The sequence below is a fragment of the Pseudomonas sp. GW821-FHT01A09 genome, from assembly GCF_058986725.1.
Map to the genome: position 1 here is coordinate 121,383 of NZ_JBYSWB010000017.1, position 20,924 is coordinate 142,306.

General features: G+C 63.1%; 13 protein-coding genes. 4 read left to right on the plus strand and 9 right to left on the minus strand.

The annotated features are described in order from the left end of the window. Nucleotide 1 precedes the first annotated feature (1 nt). The 7 genes from AC3WJP_RS19345 to AC3WJP_RS19375 form a co-directional block, all read right to left on the minus strand. Nucleotides 2-1,105: an ABC transporter ATP-binding protein gene (locus AC3WJP_RS19345; RefSeq protein WP_493722302.1), complete on the minus strand. Its 1,104-nt coding sequence runs from the start codon at nt 1,103-1,105 to the stop codon at nt 2-4. A 145-nt stretch (nt 1,106-1,250) separates the two neighbouring features. Further along, on the minus strand, nt 1,251-2,084 hold the full coding sequence (locus AC3WJP_RS19350; RefSeq protein ID WP_493722303.1) for a carbohydrate ABC transporter permease: 834 nt from the start codon (nt 2,082-2,084) through the stop codon (nt 1,251-1,253). Nucleotides 2,085-2,094: 10 nt separating this feature from the next. Beyond that, nucleotides 2,095-3,021 (minus strand): carbohydrate ABC transporter permease, encoded by a 927-nt coding sequence (locus AC3WJP_RS19355; protein WP_493722304.1) that lies wholly within the window; start codon nt 3,019-3,021, stop codon nt 2,095-2,097. A gap of 159 nt (nt 3,022-3,180) precedes the next feature. After that, the gene (locus AC3WJP_RS19360; RefSeq protein WP_493722305.1) at nt 3,181-4,506 is read right to left on the minus strand and encodes an ABC transporter substrate-binding protein; all 1,326 of its coding nucleotides are present in this window, start codon (nt 4,504-4,506) and stop codon (nt 3,181-3,183) included. 167 nt (nt 4,507-4,673) lie between these two features. Then, nucleotides 4,674-5,579 (minus strand): AraC family transcriptional regulator, encoded by a 906-nt coding sequence (locus AC3WJP_RS19365; RefSeq protein WP_493722306.1) that lies wholly within the window; start codon nt 5,577-5,579, stop codon nt 4,674-4,676. A gap of 59 nt (nt 5,580-5,638) precedes the next feature. Beyond that, nucleotides 5,639-6,580, minus strand: a complete 942-nt coding sequence (locus tag AC3WJP_RS19370; RefSeq protein ID WP_493722307.1) for a MurR/RpiR family transcriptional regulator — start codon at nt 6,578-6,580, stop codon at nt 5,639-5,641. An 88-nt stretch (nt 6,581-6,668) separates the two neighbouring features. Continuing rightward, the gene (locus AC3WJP_RS19375) at nt 6,669-7,943 is read right to left on the minus strand and encodes a glycosyltransferase (protein ID WP_493722308.1); all 1,275 of its coding nucleotides are present in this window, start codon (nt 7,941-7,943) and stop codon (nt 6,669-6,671) included. Between the two features lie 288 nt (nt 7,944-8,231). Between AC3WJP_RS19375 and AC3WJP_RS19380 the strand changes: the two genes are divergently transcribed. From AC3WJP_RS19380 to AC3WJP_RS19390, 3 genes are read left to right on the plus strand one after another with little or no spacing between them, the layout of a single operon-like run. Continuing rightward, complete coding sequence (locus AC3WJP_RS19380) at nt 8,232-9,953, plus strand: type I secretion system permease/ATPase (protein ID WP_493722309.1); 1,722 nt, start codon at nt 8,232-8,234, stop codon at nt 9,951-9,953. Further along, a complete protein-coding gene (locus AC3WJP_RS19385; protein WP_493722310.1) occupies nt 9,946-11,322 on the plus strand; it encodes an HlyD family type I secretion periplasmic adaptor subunit in 1,377 nt (458 codons plus the stop codon). Before AC3WJP_RS19380 ends, AC3WJP_RS19385 begins: the two co-directional genes overlap by 8 nt. Nucleotides 11,323-11,325: 3 nt before the next feature. Continuing rightward, nucleotides 11,326-12,678 carry a TolC family outer membrane protein gene (locus AC3WJP_RS19390; protein WP_493722311.1) on the plus strand — a complete coding sequence of 451 codons (1,353 nt, stop codon included), beginning with the start codon at nt 11,326-11,328 and terminating at the stop codon, nt 12,676-12,678. A 120-nt stretch (nt 12,679-12,798) separates the two neighbouring features. Here AC3WJP_RS19390 and AC3WJP_RS19395 read toward each other — a convergent pair whose 3' ends face one another. Then, entirely contained in the window at nt 12,799-18,414 is a 5,616-nt protein-coding gene (locus tag AC3WJP_RS19395) for a M10 family metallopeptidase C-terminal domain-containing protein (RefSeq protein WP_493722312.1), read from the minus strand. A gap of 265 nt (nt 18,415-18,679) precedes the next feature. Then, nucleotides 18,680-19,660 carry an alpha/beta hydrolase family protein gene (locus AC3WJP_RS19400; RefSeq protein ID WP_493722313.1) on the minus strand — a complete coding sequence of 327 codons (981 nt, stop codon included), beginning with the start codon at nt 19,658-19,660 and terminating at the stop codon, nt 18,680-18,682. A gap of 222 nt (nt 19,661-19,882) precedes the next feature. Between AC3WJP_RS19400 and AC3WJP_RS19405 the strand changes: the two genes are divergently transcribed. Beyond that, a complete protein-coding gene (locus AC3WJP_RS19405; RefSeq protein WP_493722318.1) occupies nt 19,883-20,800 on the plus strand; it encodes a site-specific integrase in 918 nt (305 codons plus the stop codon). Nucleotides 20,801-20,924 lie beyond the last annotated feature (124 nt).

Here is a 20,924-nt window from a genome sequence, read left to right on the forward strand (position 1 = left end):
TTCAGGCCGCAGCGCGCAGCGCGGGGGTGACCGCGACGCCCTGGGCATCGAACAGGTGGCAATGCTCGGCATTGAGGTACAGGTTCAGGCGCTCGCCGTACTGGCTGCTCATGTCGCCACGGATACGCAAGGTCAGCGGCTCCCCCGAGTCGGTGACCACGTGGCAGAAGGTATCGCTGCCCAGGCGTTCGCTGACGTCGGCGGTCACCGCCAGCTGGCATTGGCCCTCGCTGGCCAGCTCCAGATGCTCGGGACGGATCCCCAGGGTCACCTCACCACCGACGCTCAGGGTCGGGCTGACACGGGGCAGGGTGATGCGCGTGCCTGCCGCCAGCTCCACCTCGCAGGCCTGGCCATCGATACGGCTGACCTTGCCCTTGAGAAAGCCCATCTTCGGCGTGCCCAAGAAGCCCGCCACGAACAGATTGGCCGGGCTGTGATACAGCTCCAGCGGCGATCCGACCTGTTCGATCTGGCCGGCATTGAGCACCACCACCTTGTCGGCCAGGGTCATGGCTTCGACCTGGTCGTGGGTGACGTAGATCATGGTCGCCTGCAGCTCTTTGTGCAGGCGCGACAGCTCCAGGCGCATCTGCACGCGCAGGGCGGCGTCGAGGTTGGACAGTGGTTCGTCGAACAGGAAGATTTTCGGGTTGCGCACGATCGAGCGGCCAATCGCCACCCGTTGGCGCTGGCCGCCGGACAGCTGCTTGGGCTTGCGATCCAGCAGCGGGCCGAGTTCGAGAATACGCGCGGCGTCATCGACCTTGCGCGTGACTTCGGCCTTGTCCTGGCCGGCGAGGTTGAGGGCGAAGGCCATGTTCTGGCGCACGGTCATGTGCGGGTACAGGGCATAGGACTGGAACACCATGGCCAGGTCGCGCTTGGCCGGGGTGACCTCGGTGATGTCGCGGCCGTCGAGCTCGATGGTGCCGCTGGTGACGTCTTCGAGCCCGGCGATCAGCCGCAGCAAGGTGGATTTGCCGCAGCCCGAGGGGCCGACGAACACCACGAATTCCCGGTCGCGGACCTCGAGGTCGACGCCCTTGATGATCTGCAGGCCTTCGAAGCCTTTTTTCAGGTTTTTTATTTTCAGCGTGGCCATGTCTGTTGCTCCTTATTTTTGTGAACGCCTCTGTGGTGAGGGGGCTTGCTCCCGAGGGGCCAAGCCTGCCTTGCTCGGTGTGTCAGTACCGGCCTCTCGGGAGCAAGCCCCCTCACCACAGGGTTGAATTCGATATCGGGCCTGGTCATTTCACTGCACCGAACGAGAGGCCGCGCACCAGTTGCTTCTGACTGATCCAGCCGAAGATCAGGATGGGCGCGCAGGCCAGGGTCGATACCGCCGACAACTTGGCCCAGAACAGCCCTTCGGGGCTTGAGTACGAGGCGATCAGCGCCGTCAGCGGCGCCGCCTGAGAACTGGTGAGGTTGAGCGACCAGAAGGCTTCGTTCCAGCACAGAATCAGTGACAGCAATACGGTCGAGGCCAGGCCGCCCTTGCTGATCGGCAGCAGCACGCGGACCATCTCCTGCCACAGCGTGGCGCCGTCCAGGCGTGCGGCTTCAAGGATGTCCTTGGGGATGTCCTTGAAGTAGGTGTACACCATCCACACCACGATCGGCAGGTTGATCAGGGTGTAGATGATGATCAGCGCCGTGCGCGAATCCAGGAGCCCCGCGCCCTTGGCCAGCAGGTAGATCGGCATCAGCACGCCCACCGGCGGCAGCATCTTGGTCGAGAGCATCCACAGCAAGGTCTTCTTGGTGCGCTTGGTCTCGTAGAAAGCCATGGAATACGCCGCCGGCACTGCGATCAACATGCATAGTGCGGTGGCGGTGAACGAGACCAGCACCGAGTTCCAGGCAAAGTGGAAGTAGTCGCTGCGCTCCTGGATGTGCAGGTAATTCTCCAGCGTCGGCGTGAAGAAGAACTGCGGTGGTGTGGCGAAGGCGTCGATCTCGGTCTTGAAGCTGGTGAGGATCATCCAGAAGATCGGGAAGAAGATCACCAGCGCGATGATCCACGCCAGGCTGCCGAGCAGCGCGCTTTGCAGGCGCCGCGATTGTTTGAGCGTCATCATGGCGTCGTCCTCAGGTCTTGTCGGTCAGGTTCTTGCCGATCATGCGCACCAGCACGATCGCCGCGATGTTGGCAATCACTACCGCAATCAGGCCGCCCGCCGAGGCCATGCCCACATCGAACTGCACCAGCGCCTGGTTGTAGATCAGGTAGGCGAGGTTGGTGGACGCGAAGCCCGGGCCACCGTTGGTGGTGGTGAAGATTTCGGCGAATACCGAGAGCAGGAAGATCGTCTCGATCATCACCACCACTGCAATCGGCCGCGCCAGGTGTGGCAGGGTCAGGTGCCAGAAGATCGCGATGGGCCCGGCACCGTCCAGGCGTGCGGCTTCTTTCTGCTCCTGATCCAGCGACTGCATGGCGGTCATCAGGATGAGGATGGCGAACGGCAGCCATTGCCAGCTGACGATGATGATGATCGACAGCAACGGGTAGTTGGCCAGCCAGTCGATGGGCTGCAGGCCGACGGCCTTGAACAGGGCGGCGAGAATGCCCGAGACCGGGTGGAAGATCAGGTTCTTGAACACCAGCGCACCCACCGTGGGCATGATGAAGAACGGCGAGATCAGCAGCACCCGCACGATGCCACGGCCGACGAAGTCACTGGCCTCGAGCAGCGCCGATATCAGCACCCCGAACACCACACTGATGAGCAGCACGCTGCCTACCAGCACCAGGGTGTTCCAGGCGCCGGGCAGAAAGCCGGAATCGGTGATGAAGAAGCTGAAGTTTTCCATCCCGGCGAACTCGTTTTCGCCGGGGTTGAGCAGGTTGTAGCGGATCAGCGAAAAGTAGACGGTCATGCCCAGCGGCACGATCATCCACAGCAACAGGAGCAGGACCGACGGGCTGACGAGAAACCAGCCGGGGTTGATCAAGCGGCGCTTGGCGGTGTCCTTGGGGACATGCAATTGCGCCTTGGCGGTGTGGGTGTTCATTGTTCTTGTACCTCAACGTGCGCAAATCCAAGGACCTGTGCAAATCCAGTGTGGCGAGGGGGCTTGCTCCCGATACGGTGGGTCTGCAACAACTTCGGTGACTGACATACCGCCTCGGGAGCAAGCCCCCTCACTACAGGGTTGGCGTCCAGCGGCGTGTTACTTCGGATACCCGGCGCGCTTCATGTCACGCTCGGTGCTGGTCTGCGCGGCGGCCAGGGCTTGATCTGCCGTGGTCTGCCCGGTCAGGGCGGCCGAGAACAGCTTGCCCACCGACGTACCGATGCCCTGGAACTCGGGAATGGTCACCAGCTGAATGCCGATATAAGGCACCGGCTGCTCGCTCGGCTTGCTCGGGTCCGCCACCTTGAGCGATTCCAGGGTGATGTTGGCGAACGGCGCGGCCTTCATGTAGGCGTCGGTGTAGGTGGATTTGCGAGTACCTGGCGGTACGTTGGCGGCGCCGTCGGTCTTGGCCACCAGTTCGGCGTATTCCTTGGACGTCGCCCAGGCGGCGAAGGCCTTGGCAGCGGGTTTCTCTTTCGAGCTGGCGGGAATGCCCAGCGACCAGGAATACAACCACGCCGAGCCTTTTTCCGTGACCTGATGCGGGGCATAGGTGAAGCCGACGCTGTCGGCGACCTTGCTCTGGGTCTTGTCGGTGACGAACGAGCCGGCCACGCTGGCGTCGACCCAGATCGCGCACTTGCCGCTGTTGAACAGCGCCAGGTTTTCGTTGAAGCCGTTGCTCGATGCACCGGGCGGGCCGGATTTCTTCATGGTGTCGACATAGAAATTCAGCGCTTTCTTCCACGGATCGGTATTGAACTGCGGCTGCCACTTCTCATCGAACCAGCGCCCGCCAAAGCTGTTGGCCACAGTGGTAATCAGCGCCATGTTCTCGCCCCAGCCGGCCTTGCCCCGCAGGCAGATGCCGTACTGCTCCTTGCTCGGGTCGTTGAGCTTGCTGGCGAATTCGGCGATCTGCTCCCAGGTCGGGCGCTCGGGCATGGTCAGGCCGGCGGCCTTGAACAGGTCGGTGCGGTAGTAGGTCATCGAGCTTTCGGCATAGAACGGCAGGGCGTACAGAGTGCCCTTGACCGACAGACCTTCACGCACCGAGGGGAACACATCGTCCAGATCGTAGTTGGCCGGCAGGTCTTTCATCGGCTCGAGCCAGCCCTTGGCGCCCCAGAGTGCAGCTTCGTACATGCCGATGGTCAGCACGTCGAACTGGCCGCCTTGGGTGGCGATGTCGGTGGTCAGGCGTTGGCGCAGAACGTTTTCTTCGAGCACTACCCAGTTGAGCTTGATGTCCGGGTGCTGCTCTTCGAAAGTCTTGGACAGGCGCTGCATGCGTATCATGTCGCTGTTGTTGACCGTGGCGATGGTCAAGGTATCGGCGGCAGAGGCGTCGAGGCTCAAAGCGCTGGCCGTGAGGCCCAGACAGGCAATGGCGAGCAGGGTTGTTGTGGGAGTGTGCATCGTGCGTCTCCTCATCGGTACCCGGAGGTCCGATTCAGTGGTTTTTTGTTTTTGTTGTCCTGCGCAATGGCAAGCATCTGTTGTTGATTACAGCCCTGAATGAGTTGCTTGACAACGCCGCAGCTGCACCTCGACTGATACTTTCTTGTACTGCGGCGGCGTCTCGATCAGCCACGGGTGCGTTCGGTCAGCCGCTGCACCGCCAAACGGCGATAGTGGGACGGGGTCATACCCTTGAGTTGCTGGAAGCGCCGGTTGAAGTTGGAGATGTTGTTGAAACCCGACTCGAAGCACACCTGAGTCACTGGTCGGTCACCGTCGGCCAACAGTTCGCAGGACTTGCTGATGCGCAGCCGATTGACGAACTCGACGAACGAACGCCCGGTCGCCTGCTTGAATACGCGGGAAAAGTACGTCGGCTTCATGCCCAGATGCTCGGCCACTTCCTCCAGGGACAACTCACGGCCGTAGTGGCTAAAAATATAATCCACGGCCCGGTTGGTGCGGTCGACGCTGCTCTCATCGGCCAGTTGCAGCGATGTGGTGGCGGACAGCAATTGATACTGCTCACAGCCCGCCAGCAGCTCCATGAGAATGAAGAAGTGCCCCAGGCGTCTGACTCCCTGGCTATCGGCGATGGCCTGCATCGACTCGGCGGCCTGGACGATGACCCTGGGGTCGCGAAATTCGATGCCGTACCGGGAGCGCTCCAGCAATGGCGCCAATTGCTTGAGCTCGGCGAACACCTGATTGCCACTCTCGAGCAGCTCGTCGGTGAAGTTGACCAGCATGTCGCGCTTGTCCACCACTTCGTCAGGGCCGACCTGGCTGATCCAGTTGTGCGGCAGGTTAGGGCCGGTAAGGAACAGGCTGTAAGGCGTGAAGTTGCCGATATAGTCACCGACGAACACTTTGCCGGCACTGGCGACGATCAAGTGCAGCTCATATTCCTTGTGAAAGTGCCAGCGTACCAGCGGACAGGGGAAACCGTGTTGGCGGTAAATGATGGACAAGCCTTCATGGTCGTCCATCAGTTCGTAGGACGGATCGGTGACGCGGGTGGTTCTGGACATGGGCTTGGGCCGGGCTGTTATTGTTATGGGCATTTTTTAGCATGGGGCGCATCGCCCCGTCATTGACGCATGGTGTCTACTTGCTGGATCTCGATACCTGTGGCGTCGTCCGCCGCCAGGTCCTCGCCATGCATGTAAATCTGTGCCTCTCGCGCCTGGTTCATGGCCAGATCGACCCGCGGCTGGTGGCGTAACTGGATGGCCGCCGCCAGGGCCTCGATCACCGCTAGCGATGCGACCTTGCTGTTGCGCAAGACAGGGTGGGACGGCGGCGTATATAACGCGTGGTCTGCCAGGGCTGCCAAAGGCGAGATCGGCGCGTCGGTGAGCGCCAGTATGCGCGCGCCCTTGCTTTTGGCGTAACGCACCAGATGCACGGTTTCGCGCGTGTAGGGTGGCAGCGACAGGGCCAGCAGCGCGTCCTCGGCGGTGATCGGTGCGATCAGCTGGGCGGTGACGTCGATGCCGCCATCGTTGCTGACGACTGTAATGTTGCTGCCAAAAGGGATCAGCAACGTCCCCAGCAAGCCTGCCAGGTGAAAGCTGTTGCCGAAGCCGACGATGTACAGCCGCCGGGCACCTTCCATGGCATCGACTACCGCTTGGAAGGTCGCCTGCGGGTTGTTGTCGATGACCGCGTCAAGATTGTGCTTGGCCTGGCGTACCTGCTGGCGGAGACCGAAATGGCCGTCTGCGAGCTCTAGCACCTCTTCCCGTATATCGGCCCCGGGTGCGACCCAGCCCCTCAGGTTGACCAACAGCGCGTGACGCAGACCAATGAAACCGTCGAAGCCCATGGCCTTGGCAAAGCGATGGACGGCGGCGGTAGAGGAGGCGGTGCTGGCACCCAGCTCGTTGATGTTCATGGTCGCCGCTTGCAGCGGTTCGCGCAGGATGAACTCGGCGACCTTGCGCAATGCGGGTTTCAAAGTAGGTAGCAACTCGATGAACTGCAACATCAACGGGCTTTCGTACAGTGTTGCTCCTGGTGGGTTGTACATGGCCTGGCCCTCGGTCCTGACGGCTTGGTAGGGAGGTAACTGAACCGCAACAAGTTACCCAGTGAAATATCTTGCGCCCTAAAAATCGTCAGTGTAGTCGGTTTTTCGCCTCTATCCATTGGGCCATGTACTGGGTGCTTTTGTGGTGATGGTGACGCAGCAGGGTGCCGGTGAAGTTGCCCAATCGGTGACTCGACAGCTGGCCACGCAGCGCCTGCAAGCGCGCGATCAGGGCATCCTGATGAGGTTTGGCCGCATAGCGCCGAGCCAGCAACGCCAATGCCTGCTGTTGCGCCAGTTGCCAGCGCTGCGGGTCCTCGTACAGGGCCACGGCGGCAGCGGCCAAGGCCTGGGCATCGTTGGCCACCGCGCCTGGCCAGGGCAGCTCACCGTGCATGCCTTCACTGCCGATCACGGTGGTCACGCTGGGTGTGCCGCAAAGCATGGCGTCGGCCAGTTTGCCCTTGATCCCGGCGCCGAAGCGCAGCGGCGCCAGCGCCACCCGGGCCTGACGCATGACTGCCAGTGCGTCGTCGGCGCGGTCGAGCACCAGAAAACCCTGTTTGGGGTTGTGCAGGGCGGTGGCCTTGGGCGGCGTGTAGGCGCCATAGATGTGCAGTTGGGCCTGTGGCAGGCGGGCACGGATCAAAGGCCACACTGCGGACTTCATCCACTGCACGGCATCCCAGTTGGGGGCGTGACGAAAGTTGCCGATGCTGAGAAAGTGCTGGCGCTCGTTGAAGCCCGGTAGTGGTGAATCGGGCGCAGCGAGCATCAGCGGGCACCACAGCAGCAGGTTGGCTGGCACGCCGAACACCTGGGTCAGCAATTCGATCTCGACGTCGGAAATCATCAGGCTGAGGTCACAACGATAGATCGCCGCCACCTCGCGCAGGGTCGTGTCCGCGTCGGCCATGTGCGCATACAGCGCCTGGCCCTGAGGGGCGAAGAGCGCCGAGCAGTCATCGGGCTCGGCAGCCTCCTTGAGGTGTTGCTTGAGCAAGCGCTGACGCGCATCGCGCAAGCTGGCGAAGTCGCTGGTTTCGAGGATGCGCAAAGCGTCGGGGCAGTGGCGCTCGACGCGCCAGCCAAACTGTTCTTCCATCATGAAACGATCGAACAGCACGATGTCCGGCTGCAGGCCCTCGATAAAGCGGTCGAAGCTGCTGTCGTTGAGGGTGATCGCCCGGCGCTCGATGCCCAGCGATGCCAGATCCGCGGTGTGTTCACCGGCCGCCGCGGGGCTGCTGAACGTCACCTGCCAGCCTTGCCCCACGAAGGCCTCGAGGATCTGCATCATGTGCCCGCCAGCGGCCGAGGAAGTGGGTTCTGGCCAGACGTAGCCGATGACCAACACACGCATGTTTCGGGTTCTCGAGGGAAAAGGGCGGCCATTAGAACATAAGGCCCTGCAGGAGTCTGAACGCGGCAAAGCCAATAATCTGACGTATTGAGTCGATATCGGTACATAGCGGCACTAAGTTATCGAAATGATGTCAATCTCTATCGAACGACAATCCCCAGTTCTGCACCTGTAGCGAGGGGGCTTGCCCCCGATAGCGGCACATCAGCCACCTTCAGTGATACCGATGGCTCTATCGGGGGCAAGCCCCCTCGCTACAGGGTGGACGCCGCTACCTGGTCAGACCCTATGCGCTTGCTACTTGATCCACATCATGACATCGATGCCGCTTTGCTCAGCTACCGCCGGGTCTTCTGGTCGTTGGCGCTGTTCAGCGGGGTGATCAATCTGCTGGTACTGGTGCCGTCGCTGTACATGATGCAGGTGTACGACCGGGTGCTCACCAGCCGCAATGAAACCACCCTGTTCATGCTGACCCTCATCGCTCTGGGGCTGTTCATGTTCAGCGCGCTGATCGAATGGGTCCGCGGTCAGGTGATGATCCGCATGAGCGCCGGGCTGGACGATGCCCTGGGCGAGCGTATCTTCGATGCCGCCTTCGCCCGCAGCCTGCGCGAGCACAATGCCAATCCGGCGCAGGTCCTGAGCGACCTGACCACCTTGCGCCAACTGATTACCGGTCAAGGCTTGATCGCCTTGCTCGATGCGCCTTGGCTGCCGATCTTTCTCATCGTGGCGTTCATCTTCCATCCGTGGTTCGGCGTGCTGACCTTGATTCTCGCGCTGGTGCTCATCGGCCTGGCGCTGTGGGGCGAGCTGGCGACCCGGGCGCGGCTGGGCGAGGCGAACCGCCTGGGCGTGCAATCGGCGATCTACGTCAACAGCACCTTGCAGAACGCCGAAGTGATTCAGGCGTTGGGCATGCTCGGGCCGTTGCGCCAACGCTGGAGTCTGCTGCAGCAGGGCATCATCGCCGCCCAGGCACACGCCAGCGACCGCAGCGCGCGCATCACCTCGACTACCCGCTTCGTGCGGATTTCAGGGCAGTCGCTGGCATTGGGCCTGGGTGCATTGCTGGTGCTCGAAGGGCAGTTGTCGGCGGGCATGATGATCGCCATGTCGCTGCTACTGGGCCGGGCACTGGCGCCGGTGGAGATCGCCATCGGTTCGTGGAAGCAGTTCAATGCCGGGCGCCAGAGTTATCAGCGCTTGAGTCATCTACTGACCCAGCACCCTCGCGACCGGTTGCGCATGCCGCTGCCGCCGCCCAGTGGCGCCGTGCGTCTGGAGCAACTCTATGTCGGCCCGCCGGGCGCGTTGCAGCCGATTCTGCGGGGGATCAACTTCAGCCTGGGCAAAGGCGAGGTGCTGGCGGTGATCGGCGCCAGCGCCAGTGGCAAGTCGACGCTGGCCCGGGCATTGGTGGGCGTATGGCCGCCGCTGGGCGGCTCGGTGCGTCTGGATGAAGCGGAGATCAGCCAATGGTCCCACGATGCCCTCGGGCCCCATCTGGGCTATCTGCCGCAGGATATCGAACTGTTCGACGGTACCGTGGCGGACAACATCGCCCGCTTCGGCGCTCAGGATGCCGACAAGATCATCACCGCCAGCCGTCACGCCGGCATTCACGAGATGATCCTGCGCTTTCCCAAAGGCTACGACACACCTCTGGGCCCCGGTGGCCTGGGCCTGTCCGGCGGGCAAAAGCAGCGCATCGGCCTGGCCAGGGCGCTGTACGGCAACCCCACGCTGATCGTGCTCGATGAGCCCAACTCCAACCTCGACGAAGCCGGCGAGCTGGCGCTCGTGCAAGCCATCAGTGCGTTGAAGGCGGCCGGCAGCACCGTGGTGTTGATTACCCATCGCCCCAGCGTGCTGGCGGTGGCGGATCAGATCCTGCTGCTCAAGGACGGCACTCAGCAAGCCTTCGGCCCCCGCGACCGGGTGCTCAAAGCACTGATGCCGGCACCCAAACCCACTGTCGTCAGGGAGGCTGGCAAAGATGCGTGATCTGACTCCGGGGTCCCAGGCCTACAGCGAACAGCCCCAGGGCTTGAGCGTGCGCAGCAACGGCACCCTGCCCAGCGCCAGTACCGATGCCGGTGCGGCGGCGCGTTATGGGGTGGGCTTTCTGGTGCTGGCCTTGGGTGGCTTCTTGCTTTGGGCCTGCCTGGCGCCGCTGGACCAGGGCGTGGTGGGCAGCGGCACCGTGGTGGTGGCGGGCGAACGCAAGGCGGTGCAGTCGCTGGTGGGCGGGGTGGTGGAAAAACTGCTGGTCAACGACGGCGACCGGGTCACCCAGGGGCAGTTGCTGGTGCAGCTCAATACCGTGCAGGCGCAATCGCAGCTGGACGTGACCCTGGGCAAACTGCTCAACGACCGCAGCATCGAGGCGCGCTTGATTGCCGAGCGTCTGGGCAAGTCGACCATCGAGTGGCCTGCCGAGTTGCTCGCCCATGCCAACGAGCCGCGGGTCAAGGCAGCCATGGCCCTGCAGACCCAGCTGTTTCAGACGCGCCGCGTCGAGCTCGCCAGCCGGGTGCAGATTCTCGAGCACGAAGCGGCCTCGCTACAGCAGCAACTGCAAGGCTATGAAGGGGTCAAGCGCAACTACGACACCCAGATGCAGTTCCAGCAGCAAGAGCTCGAAGGCCTGCGCGATCTTGCCCGCGAGGGCTATGTGCCGCGCAACAAGCTGTTCGAGGCCGAGCGCAATGCCGCGCAACTGGCCGGGCAGATCGCCTCGGGCGTGGGCGATGTCGGCAAGACGCGCCAGGCCATCAACGAAAGCCGACTCAAGGCCCTGCAGACCCAGCAGGAGTTTCGCCGCGATGCCGAAACCCAGCTCAGTGAGGTCTCGGCCGAGGCCGCAGGCTTTGCCGACCAGATCCGCGCGCTGCAATTCGAGGTCGACAACGGCGCGATCCGTGCGCCAGTGGGCGGGCAAGTCATGGACTTGAGCATCCACACCGTCGGCGGTGTCGCCCAGGCCGGGCAGAGCCTGATGCAAGTGGTGCCGCTGGACGCACCCATGGCCATCACTGCGCGCTTCGAACCGCTGATGGCCAACAAGCTGCGCCCGGGCTTGCCGGTGCACGTGCACTTCACGGCCTTGCAGCGTGTGGATACACCGACGGTCACGGGCATCGTTACCACGGTGTCGGCCGACCAGTTGCTCAACGAGCAGACCCACCAGCCGTATTTTTCCGCCAGGGTCGATATCCCCGCCGAGACCGTTGCCTCGCTGCAAGCCGCAGGCCTGTTGGTACGCCCCGGGATGCTCGCCGACGTCACCGTGGTGACCGGCGAGCGCACCTTGATGAACTACCTGATGAAACCCCTGCGCGAACGCTTGCTCGCCGCGTTCAAGGAGGAATGAACCATGACCGAGCGTAATCGCCGTGCCCCCCGGACACTCTGGCCGCTCTGCCTGTTGACTACCTGGGCCGCCATCGGCTCGGCCTGGGCCGCGCAACCACTGAGCCTGACCGCCGCCTACGACGCGTCGCGCCTCAACGACCCGACCCAGCAATCGGCCAACCATGCCTATGAAGCGTCCCAGCACGAGGAGGCTATCGGCCTCGGCGGGCTGTATCCGCAGGTGTCGTTGAGCTCGCGCTATGGCCGAGGCGGGCGTACCGATGGTGGCGAGGACAACACCTACGTCAACAGCAATGACTATCAAGCCAACAACGTCACCCTTGCCGTACAGCAACCGCTTTACGACAAGGGCCGCTGGGCTGCGTATCAGGAAGGCAAGGCGCGCGGCCAGCTGGGCGTGCAGCAGTTCGACGTGGCCGGGCAGAGCCTCTATGACCGTGTTGCCAAGAGCTATTTCGACGTCGCCCGAGCCGAAAACGAAATCAAGCTGATCGGCCAGCAGAAGACCGCCATCAGCGGCCTGGTGACCCAGAGCAAGCGGCTGTTCGAACTGGGCCAGGGCGCGGTGACCGACATCGATGAGGCCCAGGCGCGCTTCGATCTGGTGGAGGCCCAGGAAGCCGAGGCCGAGGCCAAGCGCGTCGCCGCGTTGCGGGCGTTGTCCGGGCGTGCCAGCGTGGCCATCGATGACATTCAGCCCATGCACGAAGAACTCGCCAGCAGCAGCCCCCTTCCGACGGAACAGGACTTGCCCTATTGGACGGCGATCGCCCGCGACGCCAGCCCTGAGCTGGCAGCGCGGCTGGCGGCGGTCAAGGTCGCCGAGGCCCAGGCCGACTCGCAGCGCGCCGGGCACTACCCGACGCTGTCGTTGACCGCGCAGACGACTCACCGCGAAACCCAGCAGTACAACGACCTCGATCCGCGTCAGGACACCTACTACGTGGGTGTGCAATTGGATATCCCGCTGTACCGCGGCGGCACCGTGCGGGCCTCGGTGGCCAAGGCCGAGGCGCAACTGGCCGGAGCGCAGTCGGACTACGATGTGCAGCGTCAGCAACTGGCCGAGGATATCGAAGCCGATTATCTGGGCGTGGTCGCCGGATTCACCAAAAGCAAGGCGATGTTGCGCGCGGTGGAATCCAACCAGCGGGCGTTGACTTCGACCGAGAAGGGCTTTCAGGGTGGGGTGCGCTCGACGGTGGATATTCTCGATGCCCAGCAACGGCTGTTCCAGGCCCGCCGGGATCTGCTCAACACCAAGCTGGACATGCTGCAGAGTTACGTCAGCCTGCACACCCACACCGGGCAGATGAACCGCGCGGTGCTGGAGCAGGTGCAGGGCTTGTTCTGAGTCGGCTCACCACCATCAATGTAGCGAGGGGGCTTGCCCCCGATAGCATTTTACTGATCCCTGTGAGGAGTGTCAGGCGAGGCCAATCGGGGGCGAGCCCCCTCGCTACAGGGGTGGACGTCAGGCAGTGAAGTCTGAGGCGTGCAATTCCTTGACCCCTACCAACTGAATCTCGAACTCCGGCGTGGCGTCGGCATTCATGCTGCCCGAGAGGATGCCGTCGGCGAAGCGCAATTGCCCGGTAGCGTTGTTGGGATCGAAGGCGCTGCTGCCGATGAAGGTGAAGGCATCCATGCCCGGCGTCAGCGGGTTCGCGTCCAGGCCAGTGAAGTCCAGATGATCGCCTTCGGTGGTCTTGAAGCCGCTGATCACATCCCGCAAGGCACCCACGCTCATGTCCGCCAGTGCTCCGAACACATAGGTATCGGCGCCGGTACCGCCGGTCAGGGTATCGGTGCCAGCGCCGCCGATCAGGCGATCGTCGCCGGCGCCGCCCACCAGGTTGTCGTTGCCCGCACCGCCGTCCAGGGTGTTCGCGGCACTGTTGCCGGTGAGGCTGTCGTCGTAATTGCTGCCACTCAGATTTTCCATGTTCTTCAGGGTGTCGAGCCCGGAACCGACGGTGTTCTGCTGCGCCGAGGTCGAGAGGGTGACGGTGACCCCTGCCGTGGCATTGGCATAGGAGACGGTGTCGATACCCGCGCGGCCGTCCAGCACGTTGTTGCCCGCCCCGGCGAACAAGGTGTTGTCCAGCGCGTTGCCGGTGCCGTTGGCGGCGCCCGGTGAATCGACATACAGGTTTTCGACGTTGCTGGTCAGGGTGTAGGCCGCCAGGCTGCTGTGCACGTTGTCGATGCCGCCGGATACGCTGTCGGTGTTGGTCTCGATGACGCTGTCGTCGGCGTTGTCGACGAAGTAGGTGTCGCTGCCATCGCCACCGCTGAGGCTGTCGGCACCGGCGCCGCCATCGATGATGTTATTGCCGCTGTTGCCGGTAATGAAATTGCGCAGCTCGTTGCCGGTGCCGTCGATGTCGGAAATACCGGTCAGCACCAGGTTTTCCAGATTGGCACCCAGGGTCCAACTGACCGACGCCTGCACCGCATCGATCTGCGCCGCCGCGGCGTTGGTCTCCACCACTGAGTCGAAGGCGTTGTCGACGATGTAGACGTCGTTACCGTCGCCGCCGGTCATGTTGTCGGCGCCGAGGTCGCCATCGATGGTGTCGTTGCCGGAGGTGCCTACCAGGGTGTCATCCTGATCGGTGCCGAAGATCTTGCCGCCGGCGTTCTGGGCGCCATCGAAGATCGCCTGCACGCTGTTGTTGTCGTCAGGGTTGCCGTGAAAGCCCAGGTCATCGGCGATGTAGTCGGCCAGGCGCTGGCCGACGATCTCCGCCGACTCCTCGTGCAGGTGCCAGACGTCGTCAGGGTAGACCAACGGGTCCACCTCATGCCGCAGGGGCAGGTCGGTGTAGTCCACGGCCAGTTTCACGTCGGAGCGTTCGGCGGCGATGGCTTCCTGGGTGGCGCGGACGATGCCGACGCCTTCGACGATGCTGGCGATCTTGTCTTCGGAATAACCGCGCACACGGGCGGCATCCTGGTCGTAATGGCCGGTTTCCATCATGTACACGTTGAAGTTGCCGAACTGCGCGTGCAGGTAGTCGAACACCGCCAGGGTCGCCGCCTTGTAGGTGGCGGCGGCAGCGACCTTGTCGGTGGCGCGGGCGATTTCCTGAGCGGCTTCTTCGCCCTGGCCCCAGATGATGCCCATGGTCACGTTGTCGATGGCCTTGAGCTGGCTGACCTGATCCTGCAGCAGCGCCACGGCGCGCAGCAAGGCCGGGCCCGGCTGGTTGGTATCGGTGAGCCACCAGGACAGCCTGAGCTCTTCCGGGGTGCCGGTCGACAGGCCGTCGACCGTGCTGCCGCCCACGGCGATATCGATGCCATTGCCATCGGCATCGTTGAACTGACTGCGCACGTCGTAGGTGGTGTACTTGCTCAGGTCGTTCACCAGGTCAGAGGTGCCGGACTGGTTATCGTCATCGGTCATGCGCAGCAGGCGCGCGTTGGATTGCCCCAGCGTCGGCAGATAGAGAATGTCCTGTTGGGCACGGTCGGCGAAGACGAAATCGCTCGCGCTGAGGCTGTTCAGGTAGTTGCCGCTGAGGGCGATCTCGAAGCGATTGCCGTCGGCATCCGCCTCGCTGGACTTGATGTAGGTCTTGTCGCCGGCGTCGTTGAGGCTCAGGACCAGAGTATGATTGGAGCCATCACCCAAGCCGAGGAAGCCCAGCGCCGAGACATCGATCTTGTCGCTACCCACGGTGAAGTCATAGACGGTGTCGGTGGCGGTGATGCCCCCGGCGTCATAGTCGCGGTAGCTGTCGGACAGGCTGCTGAAACGGAAGGTGTCAGCGCCGTCGCCACCGTAGAGGGCGTCACGACCGGCGCCGCCGTCGATGATGTCCATGCCGGCGCCGGCCTTGATGGTGTCATCGCCGCCCAGACCGAGGATCAGGTCGGCGCCTGCAGTACCGGTCAGGGTTTCTCCAACACTGGTACCGGTGATGGTATTGGCCGGGGCATCGGCCACTGCCAGCGAGAAACTGTCACTGACCGAGGCGCCCGACGGGTCGGTGGCCTTGACCAGCACGGCGTAGGAGCCCGACGCGGTGTCGGTGGGTGTGCCGCTGAAGGTCAGCTTGCTCGCATCGAAGGTCAACCAGCTGGGCAGCGCGCTGCCGTCGAGCAGGGACGCGGTGTAAGTGAGCGCGTCCTGATTGGCGTCGGCGAAGCTGTTGCTGGTGACGGTGTAGCTGAACGGCGTGCTCTCGGTGGCGGTCTGGTCCAGCAGCGGAATCACCACCACCGGCGCGACATTGCCGCCTTGCTCCTGATCGGCGAACACGAAGTGGCTGGCCGTCAGGGTACTGACCAGGTTGCCCGTCAGCGAGATTTCGAAGCGGTTGCCATTGGCGTCGGGGATCAGGTCCTTGAGGTAGGTGCGGTTGGTCGAGGCGCTGTAGCTGATCTGCAGGGTGCCGTCCTTGCCGTTGCCCAGGCCGATATAGCCGAGTGCCGAGAGGTCGATCTTGTCTGCGTTGACGTCGAAATCAAGGATCTGATCGCTGTTGCTGGTGGTCGCGGTGCGGTAGCTGTCCAGCTTGGAGGTATAGCGGAACACATCGGCGCCGGCGCCACCGGTGAGCTTGTCGGCGCCGGCCCCGCCGATGAGGATATCGTTGCCGGCACCGCCATTGATGATGTCGTTGCCGGCGCCGCCGAACAGCTGCTCATTGCCGGTGCCCCCGGTCAGGGTGTCGTTGCCGGGGGTGCCGTTGATCACGCTTGGCGCCGCGGGTACGTCCTTCACCGCCAGGGTGAAGCTGTCGCTGACTTTGGCGTTGGCGGCATCAAGGGCGGTGACCAGCACCGAATAGGTCCCCGACGCAGTATCGCTCGGCGTGCCGCTGAAGGTACGGGTGACGGCATCGAACTTCAGCCAGTCGGGCAGGGCGCTGCCATCGGCAAGGGTGGCGCTGTAGGCCAGGCTGTCGTTGTCCGGGTCAGTGAAGCTGGTGGCCGGTACCACGTAGCTGAAGGGGGTGCTTTCGGTGGCGTTCTGGTCCAGCAAGGGGGCGGCCAGCACTGGCGCGTGGTTGACCGTTTGCGCGGTGGCGAAGACGAAGTTGGCGGCGGTCAAGGTGTTCAGGTAGTTGCCGTCCAGGGCGATCTCGAAGCGGTTGCCGGCCGCGTCGGCACTCAGCGACTTGACGTAGGTCTTGGTGCCGGCGGCGTTCAGCACCAGGTAGACGGTGTCGTTCTTGCCGTCGCCCAGCCCTGTGAATCCCAGCGCCGAAAGGTCGATCTTGTCGGCGCTGGTGTCGAAATCGGTGATCAGATCGCCAAGGTTGGCACCGCCGGCGTTGTAGTTGCGATAGCTGTCCAGGCGGCTGGAGAACACGAAAGTGTCCGCGCCGGCGCCCCCGCTGAGGGTATCGGCGCCGGCCCCGCCATCGAGACGATCGTCCCCGGCGCCACCGCTGAGGCTATCGGCGCCGGCCAGGCCGAGCAGGGTGTCGGGGCCGTCGGTGCCTTGCAGCGAGTCATTGCCGGCGGTGCCGCTGACCACCCGATTGAAGATGAAGTTGCTGGCCGTCAGGGTGCTGGCCAGGTTGCCCGTAAGGATCAGCTCGAAGCGGTTGCCGCTGGCGTCTGCATCGTAGTCCTTGATGTAGGTGCGGTCGGTGCTGGCGTTGTAGCTGACCTGCAAGGTGCCGCCGCGGCCATTGCCCAGCCCGGTGAAGCCCAGGCCGGCCAGGTCGATCTTGTCCTGGCTGACGTTGAAGTCGGTGATGGTGTCGTCGAAGCTGCTGGTGGCCGTGCGGTAGCTGTCCGTCGGGCTGGCGAAGCGGAAGGTGTCCGCGCCCGCACCGCCCGTGAGTTTGTCGACGCCGGCGCCGCCCACCAGAATGTCATCGCCGGCGCCGCCGTTGATGGTGTCCTTGCCGGCGCCGCCGTAGAAGATCTCGTTGGCGCTGCTGCCCAGCAGGGTGTCGTTGCCATCGGTGCCTTGCACGGTGATCACTGGCACGGTGGCGCTTGCATAGCTGCCATCGCCATATACCAGGGTGTCGCCCTTGCTGGTGTGGCTGATGGTGTTGCCGACGATCGCGTTGCGGTCGGTGCCGTCTTCGTTACGCTCGGCGACGCCATAGGTGGACAGGTTGCTGCCACTGATGGTGTTGCCCTCGATGGTGTTGTCGCTGCCGTTGTAGTACTTGCCGGACACGCCGTTGGTGTCGTCGTAGGACTGGATGATCACCTCGGGCACGCCACCACCCAGGGAATTGTTGTTGAGGGTGTTATCGCTGACGGTGACGTTGTTGCTGCCGTAGATGCGAACTCCGGCGCTGCTGTTGTCGTGGATATCGACGCCGCTAAGGGTGACTTCACTCGACAGCTTGATGAGCACACCCTCGGCGCCGTTGCCGTAGACCTCACCGCCGGTGATGGTGATATTGCTGGGCGACGGAATGTTTTCGCTGCCGCGCTGCACCACGATGCCGCCACCGCCGTTGCCGTAGGCGATGTTGTTGGCGAGTGTGAAGTCATGGCTGCTGGTAACGACGTTGAAGCCGTGGCGATCGTTGTCGTAGGCAACGTTGTTTTCAAAGGTGCTGTCGCTGAGGAAGTCGGCGACGAAGCCATCCAGGCCGTTGCCATGGGACACGCTGTTCTTGATCACCATGTTGACGGTTTGTTCGTGGGGGTCGAAGCCGTAGCCAGAACAGTCCTTGATCTCGACGCCGTCGAGGGTGACATTGGAGTCGTAGCCTTCCTTGCCGGGAATGTAGCCGTTGAACCAACCGTCGATCTTGCCGGTGGTGTTGTCGCGGTTGCCATCCAAGGTCAAGTTGCTCAAGCCGAAATCATGGGTTTCTTCGCCATAGGCCGAGCGGATGATCCCGGTGATCTTGGTGTCGGAGCCGTCGGCCACTTTGATGGTAGTAGCGCCCATGCCGTCGCCGGACATGTACACATTGCTCTTGAGCATCAGGCAGCCGTCGGAGGGTTCCTCGCCTCCCGATACGATATAAGTGCCGGTCGGCACGTACACTTGGCCACCACCGGCGGCAGACGCCGCATCGATCGCCTTCTGAATGGCTGCGGTGTCGTCTGTGATGCCGTCGCCTTTGGCGCCAAAATCTTGTACGTTGAAAATCATGCACTTATCTCCTTATCAAGCAATGGACGCGATGACTGCCAATAATCCATCGGTAGGCACCGCAGTTATGACAGGAAGGAGAAAAAAAGTTACGACCGAATATCGGGGAATTGTCAAAAAACCGAACAAAGTGATCAGTGGTTCACATTTGTAAAGAATATATGACAGTAAATTGACTTTTTATTGGCGGTCGAGCGCGCGGTGAGAGAGGTCAAAGCACATCGGGGAGCGGGCTGGCGCGGCGGTTGCCCCCTCGCCAGTGAGGTCATTGATCCAGCAATGCCGCGCGGCCCGCGGCCGATGGAAACACGCAGATCACCTCGTGGGCGCAGCCCGGCACGATCGCCAGCGGCCGCGCTTTGCTGGGCTTGAGCTGCTCGCGTTCATAAGTCTGATAGGCCTGGCCGCGTTGCAACCGATAGGGGCCTTGGGCCAGGGCGGCGCAGCTCTTGTCGAGGATCGGATAGAAGGTGCCCTTGGCGTTGCTGCTGTCCAGCTCGCCTTCGAGGTAGCGGATGTCGGCCGCTGCGTATTGCTGACGCGCACGTTCCGGCGTCTGGGGCAGCCAACCGGGCAGTCCCTCCAGGCCGTACTTCCACTGATTGAAATCCGCGCAGCCGGCGGTCGGGGATGCTCGCCAGGTGTCGAAATACAGCCAACTGCCAGGGTCGGCCACCACATAGCGCAACTTCACCCCGGTCGGCGCCGGAGCGGCGAAAGCGATGGCATGCTGGACCATCTGCGCGCCCGCCGAGAAGCCTGCCACGGTGATGGTCCTGACGCTGGGATACTGCTGGTGCACCTGCGCGACCACCGCGTCCAGCGCGTTGAAGGCGCTGACCCCAGGTGCGTTGCTGGCCGGTTCGCCGGCGATCCAGGAGCCGCAGGTCCATAACAGATCACCGGGTTCGGCCAGCGGTTCGCCAGCGGTGACGCAGCGGTCGGAATGGCGTTCGTCCACCTGGAACATCGGCGCCACCACCAGCGTGGCGGTGCCCTTGACTGCCGTCGCGGTGGCCTGGAAGGTACGCAGCGCATCGCGCGGGTGGCCATGGATGGCGATCACGGCGGCGATTGGGGCCTTGCCATCGGACTGCGCGGTATCGGACTGGTAATAGTGCAGCACGCCTTGACCCTTGACGGGTTCGACGCTGCGCATCTCGGTGGCAGTCGCCTCGGCGCTGGCGGTAACGGTGGCCAAGGGGCCCAGCATCAGGGCCGTGGTGCACAGCAATACTCGATTCAAGAACTGCCCTCGTGGGTGCCTCGGGGAGGCGCAGGGTGCGCCAGCTACCAGTAAAGCAGAAAGCCGAAGCGCACGATGCTAGAGCATCCGGCACAGCGCTGTGGTGAAACAAAGTTCAAGCGGGAGCTAGGCAGCGAGCGACCGACCACTGGTAAACTGCCGGCTTTTGCCCAGAGTTGCCTTGGTTTGCCTGAACACGATTCCCCTCCGTTTGCCGATTTCATCCCCGCCTCGCCATCGAGCAATCCACTGGTGCAGTACTTCGCGCGATTGGCGCCGAGCAGCCAGTTGACCTTGCGCTATGTGCTGCAGGACGCCGCCGATCGCCTCGGCTTCGCCGATACCGACATCGGCGAAGTGCCCTGGCACCTGTTGCAGCCGGCCCATATCACCGGGCTGGTGGCGGCGCTGCGCGAGGATGGCTACGCGCCCAATACCTCATCGTTGTACGTCAATGCCATCCGCGGGGTGGTCAACGAAGCCTGGCGTCTGGAGCTGGTAGACCATGCCCACCTGCTCAAGATCCGCGCTGTCAAGGCCACTCAGGGCACGCGCCTGGGCAACGGTCGCAACCTCAAGCGCACGCTGATCCGTGACCTGATGGCCGCCTGTGATGCCGACCCGCGCCCGCAGGGCAAGCGCGATGCGGCGGTGATCGCGGTGCTGTACGGGTCAGGGATGCGCAAGTCGGAGTCGGTCAATCTCGATCTCGGCCAGATCGACTTCGTCGAGCGCAGCCTGCGGGTGATCGGCAAGGGCAACCGCGAGTTGCTCAAATACGCCCCGGCGTGGGCCTTCGAGAAACTGCAGGCGTGGCTGGAGCTGCGGCGCAGCCAGTTGCCGGAAGGGCAGGTGGATGATGATTTTCTGTTCAACCGCATTCGCCGCGGCAGCCACATCACCCGGGAACGGATCACCAAACACGCGATTTACTACATCGCCCGTCAGCGGGGCGCGGAGGTGGGGGTGAAGATCATGCCCCATGACTTCCGGCGTTCGTTCATCACCCGGGTGATCGAGGAGCACGATCTGTCGATCGCGCAGAAACTGGCGCATCACACCAATATCCAGACCACTGCCGCCTATGACATGCGCGATGACAACGAGCGGCGGCGGGCGGTGGATCGGTATGAACTGTAAATCTTCAGCCTTTGGTCGATCAGGCCGGGCCTCTTCGCAAGCAAGCTTTGCTTGTATGGTAGAACTTGAAGGGGTGGTGGGACGAACGCTAAGCATCTGACTGCGCCAACAGTACAGACCGTGG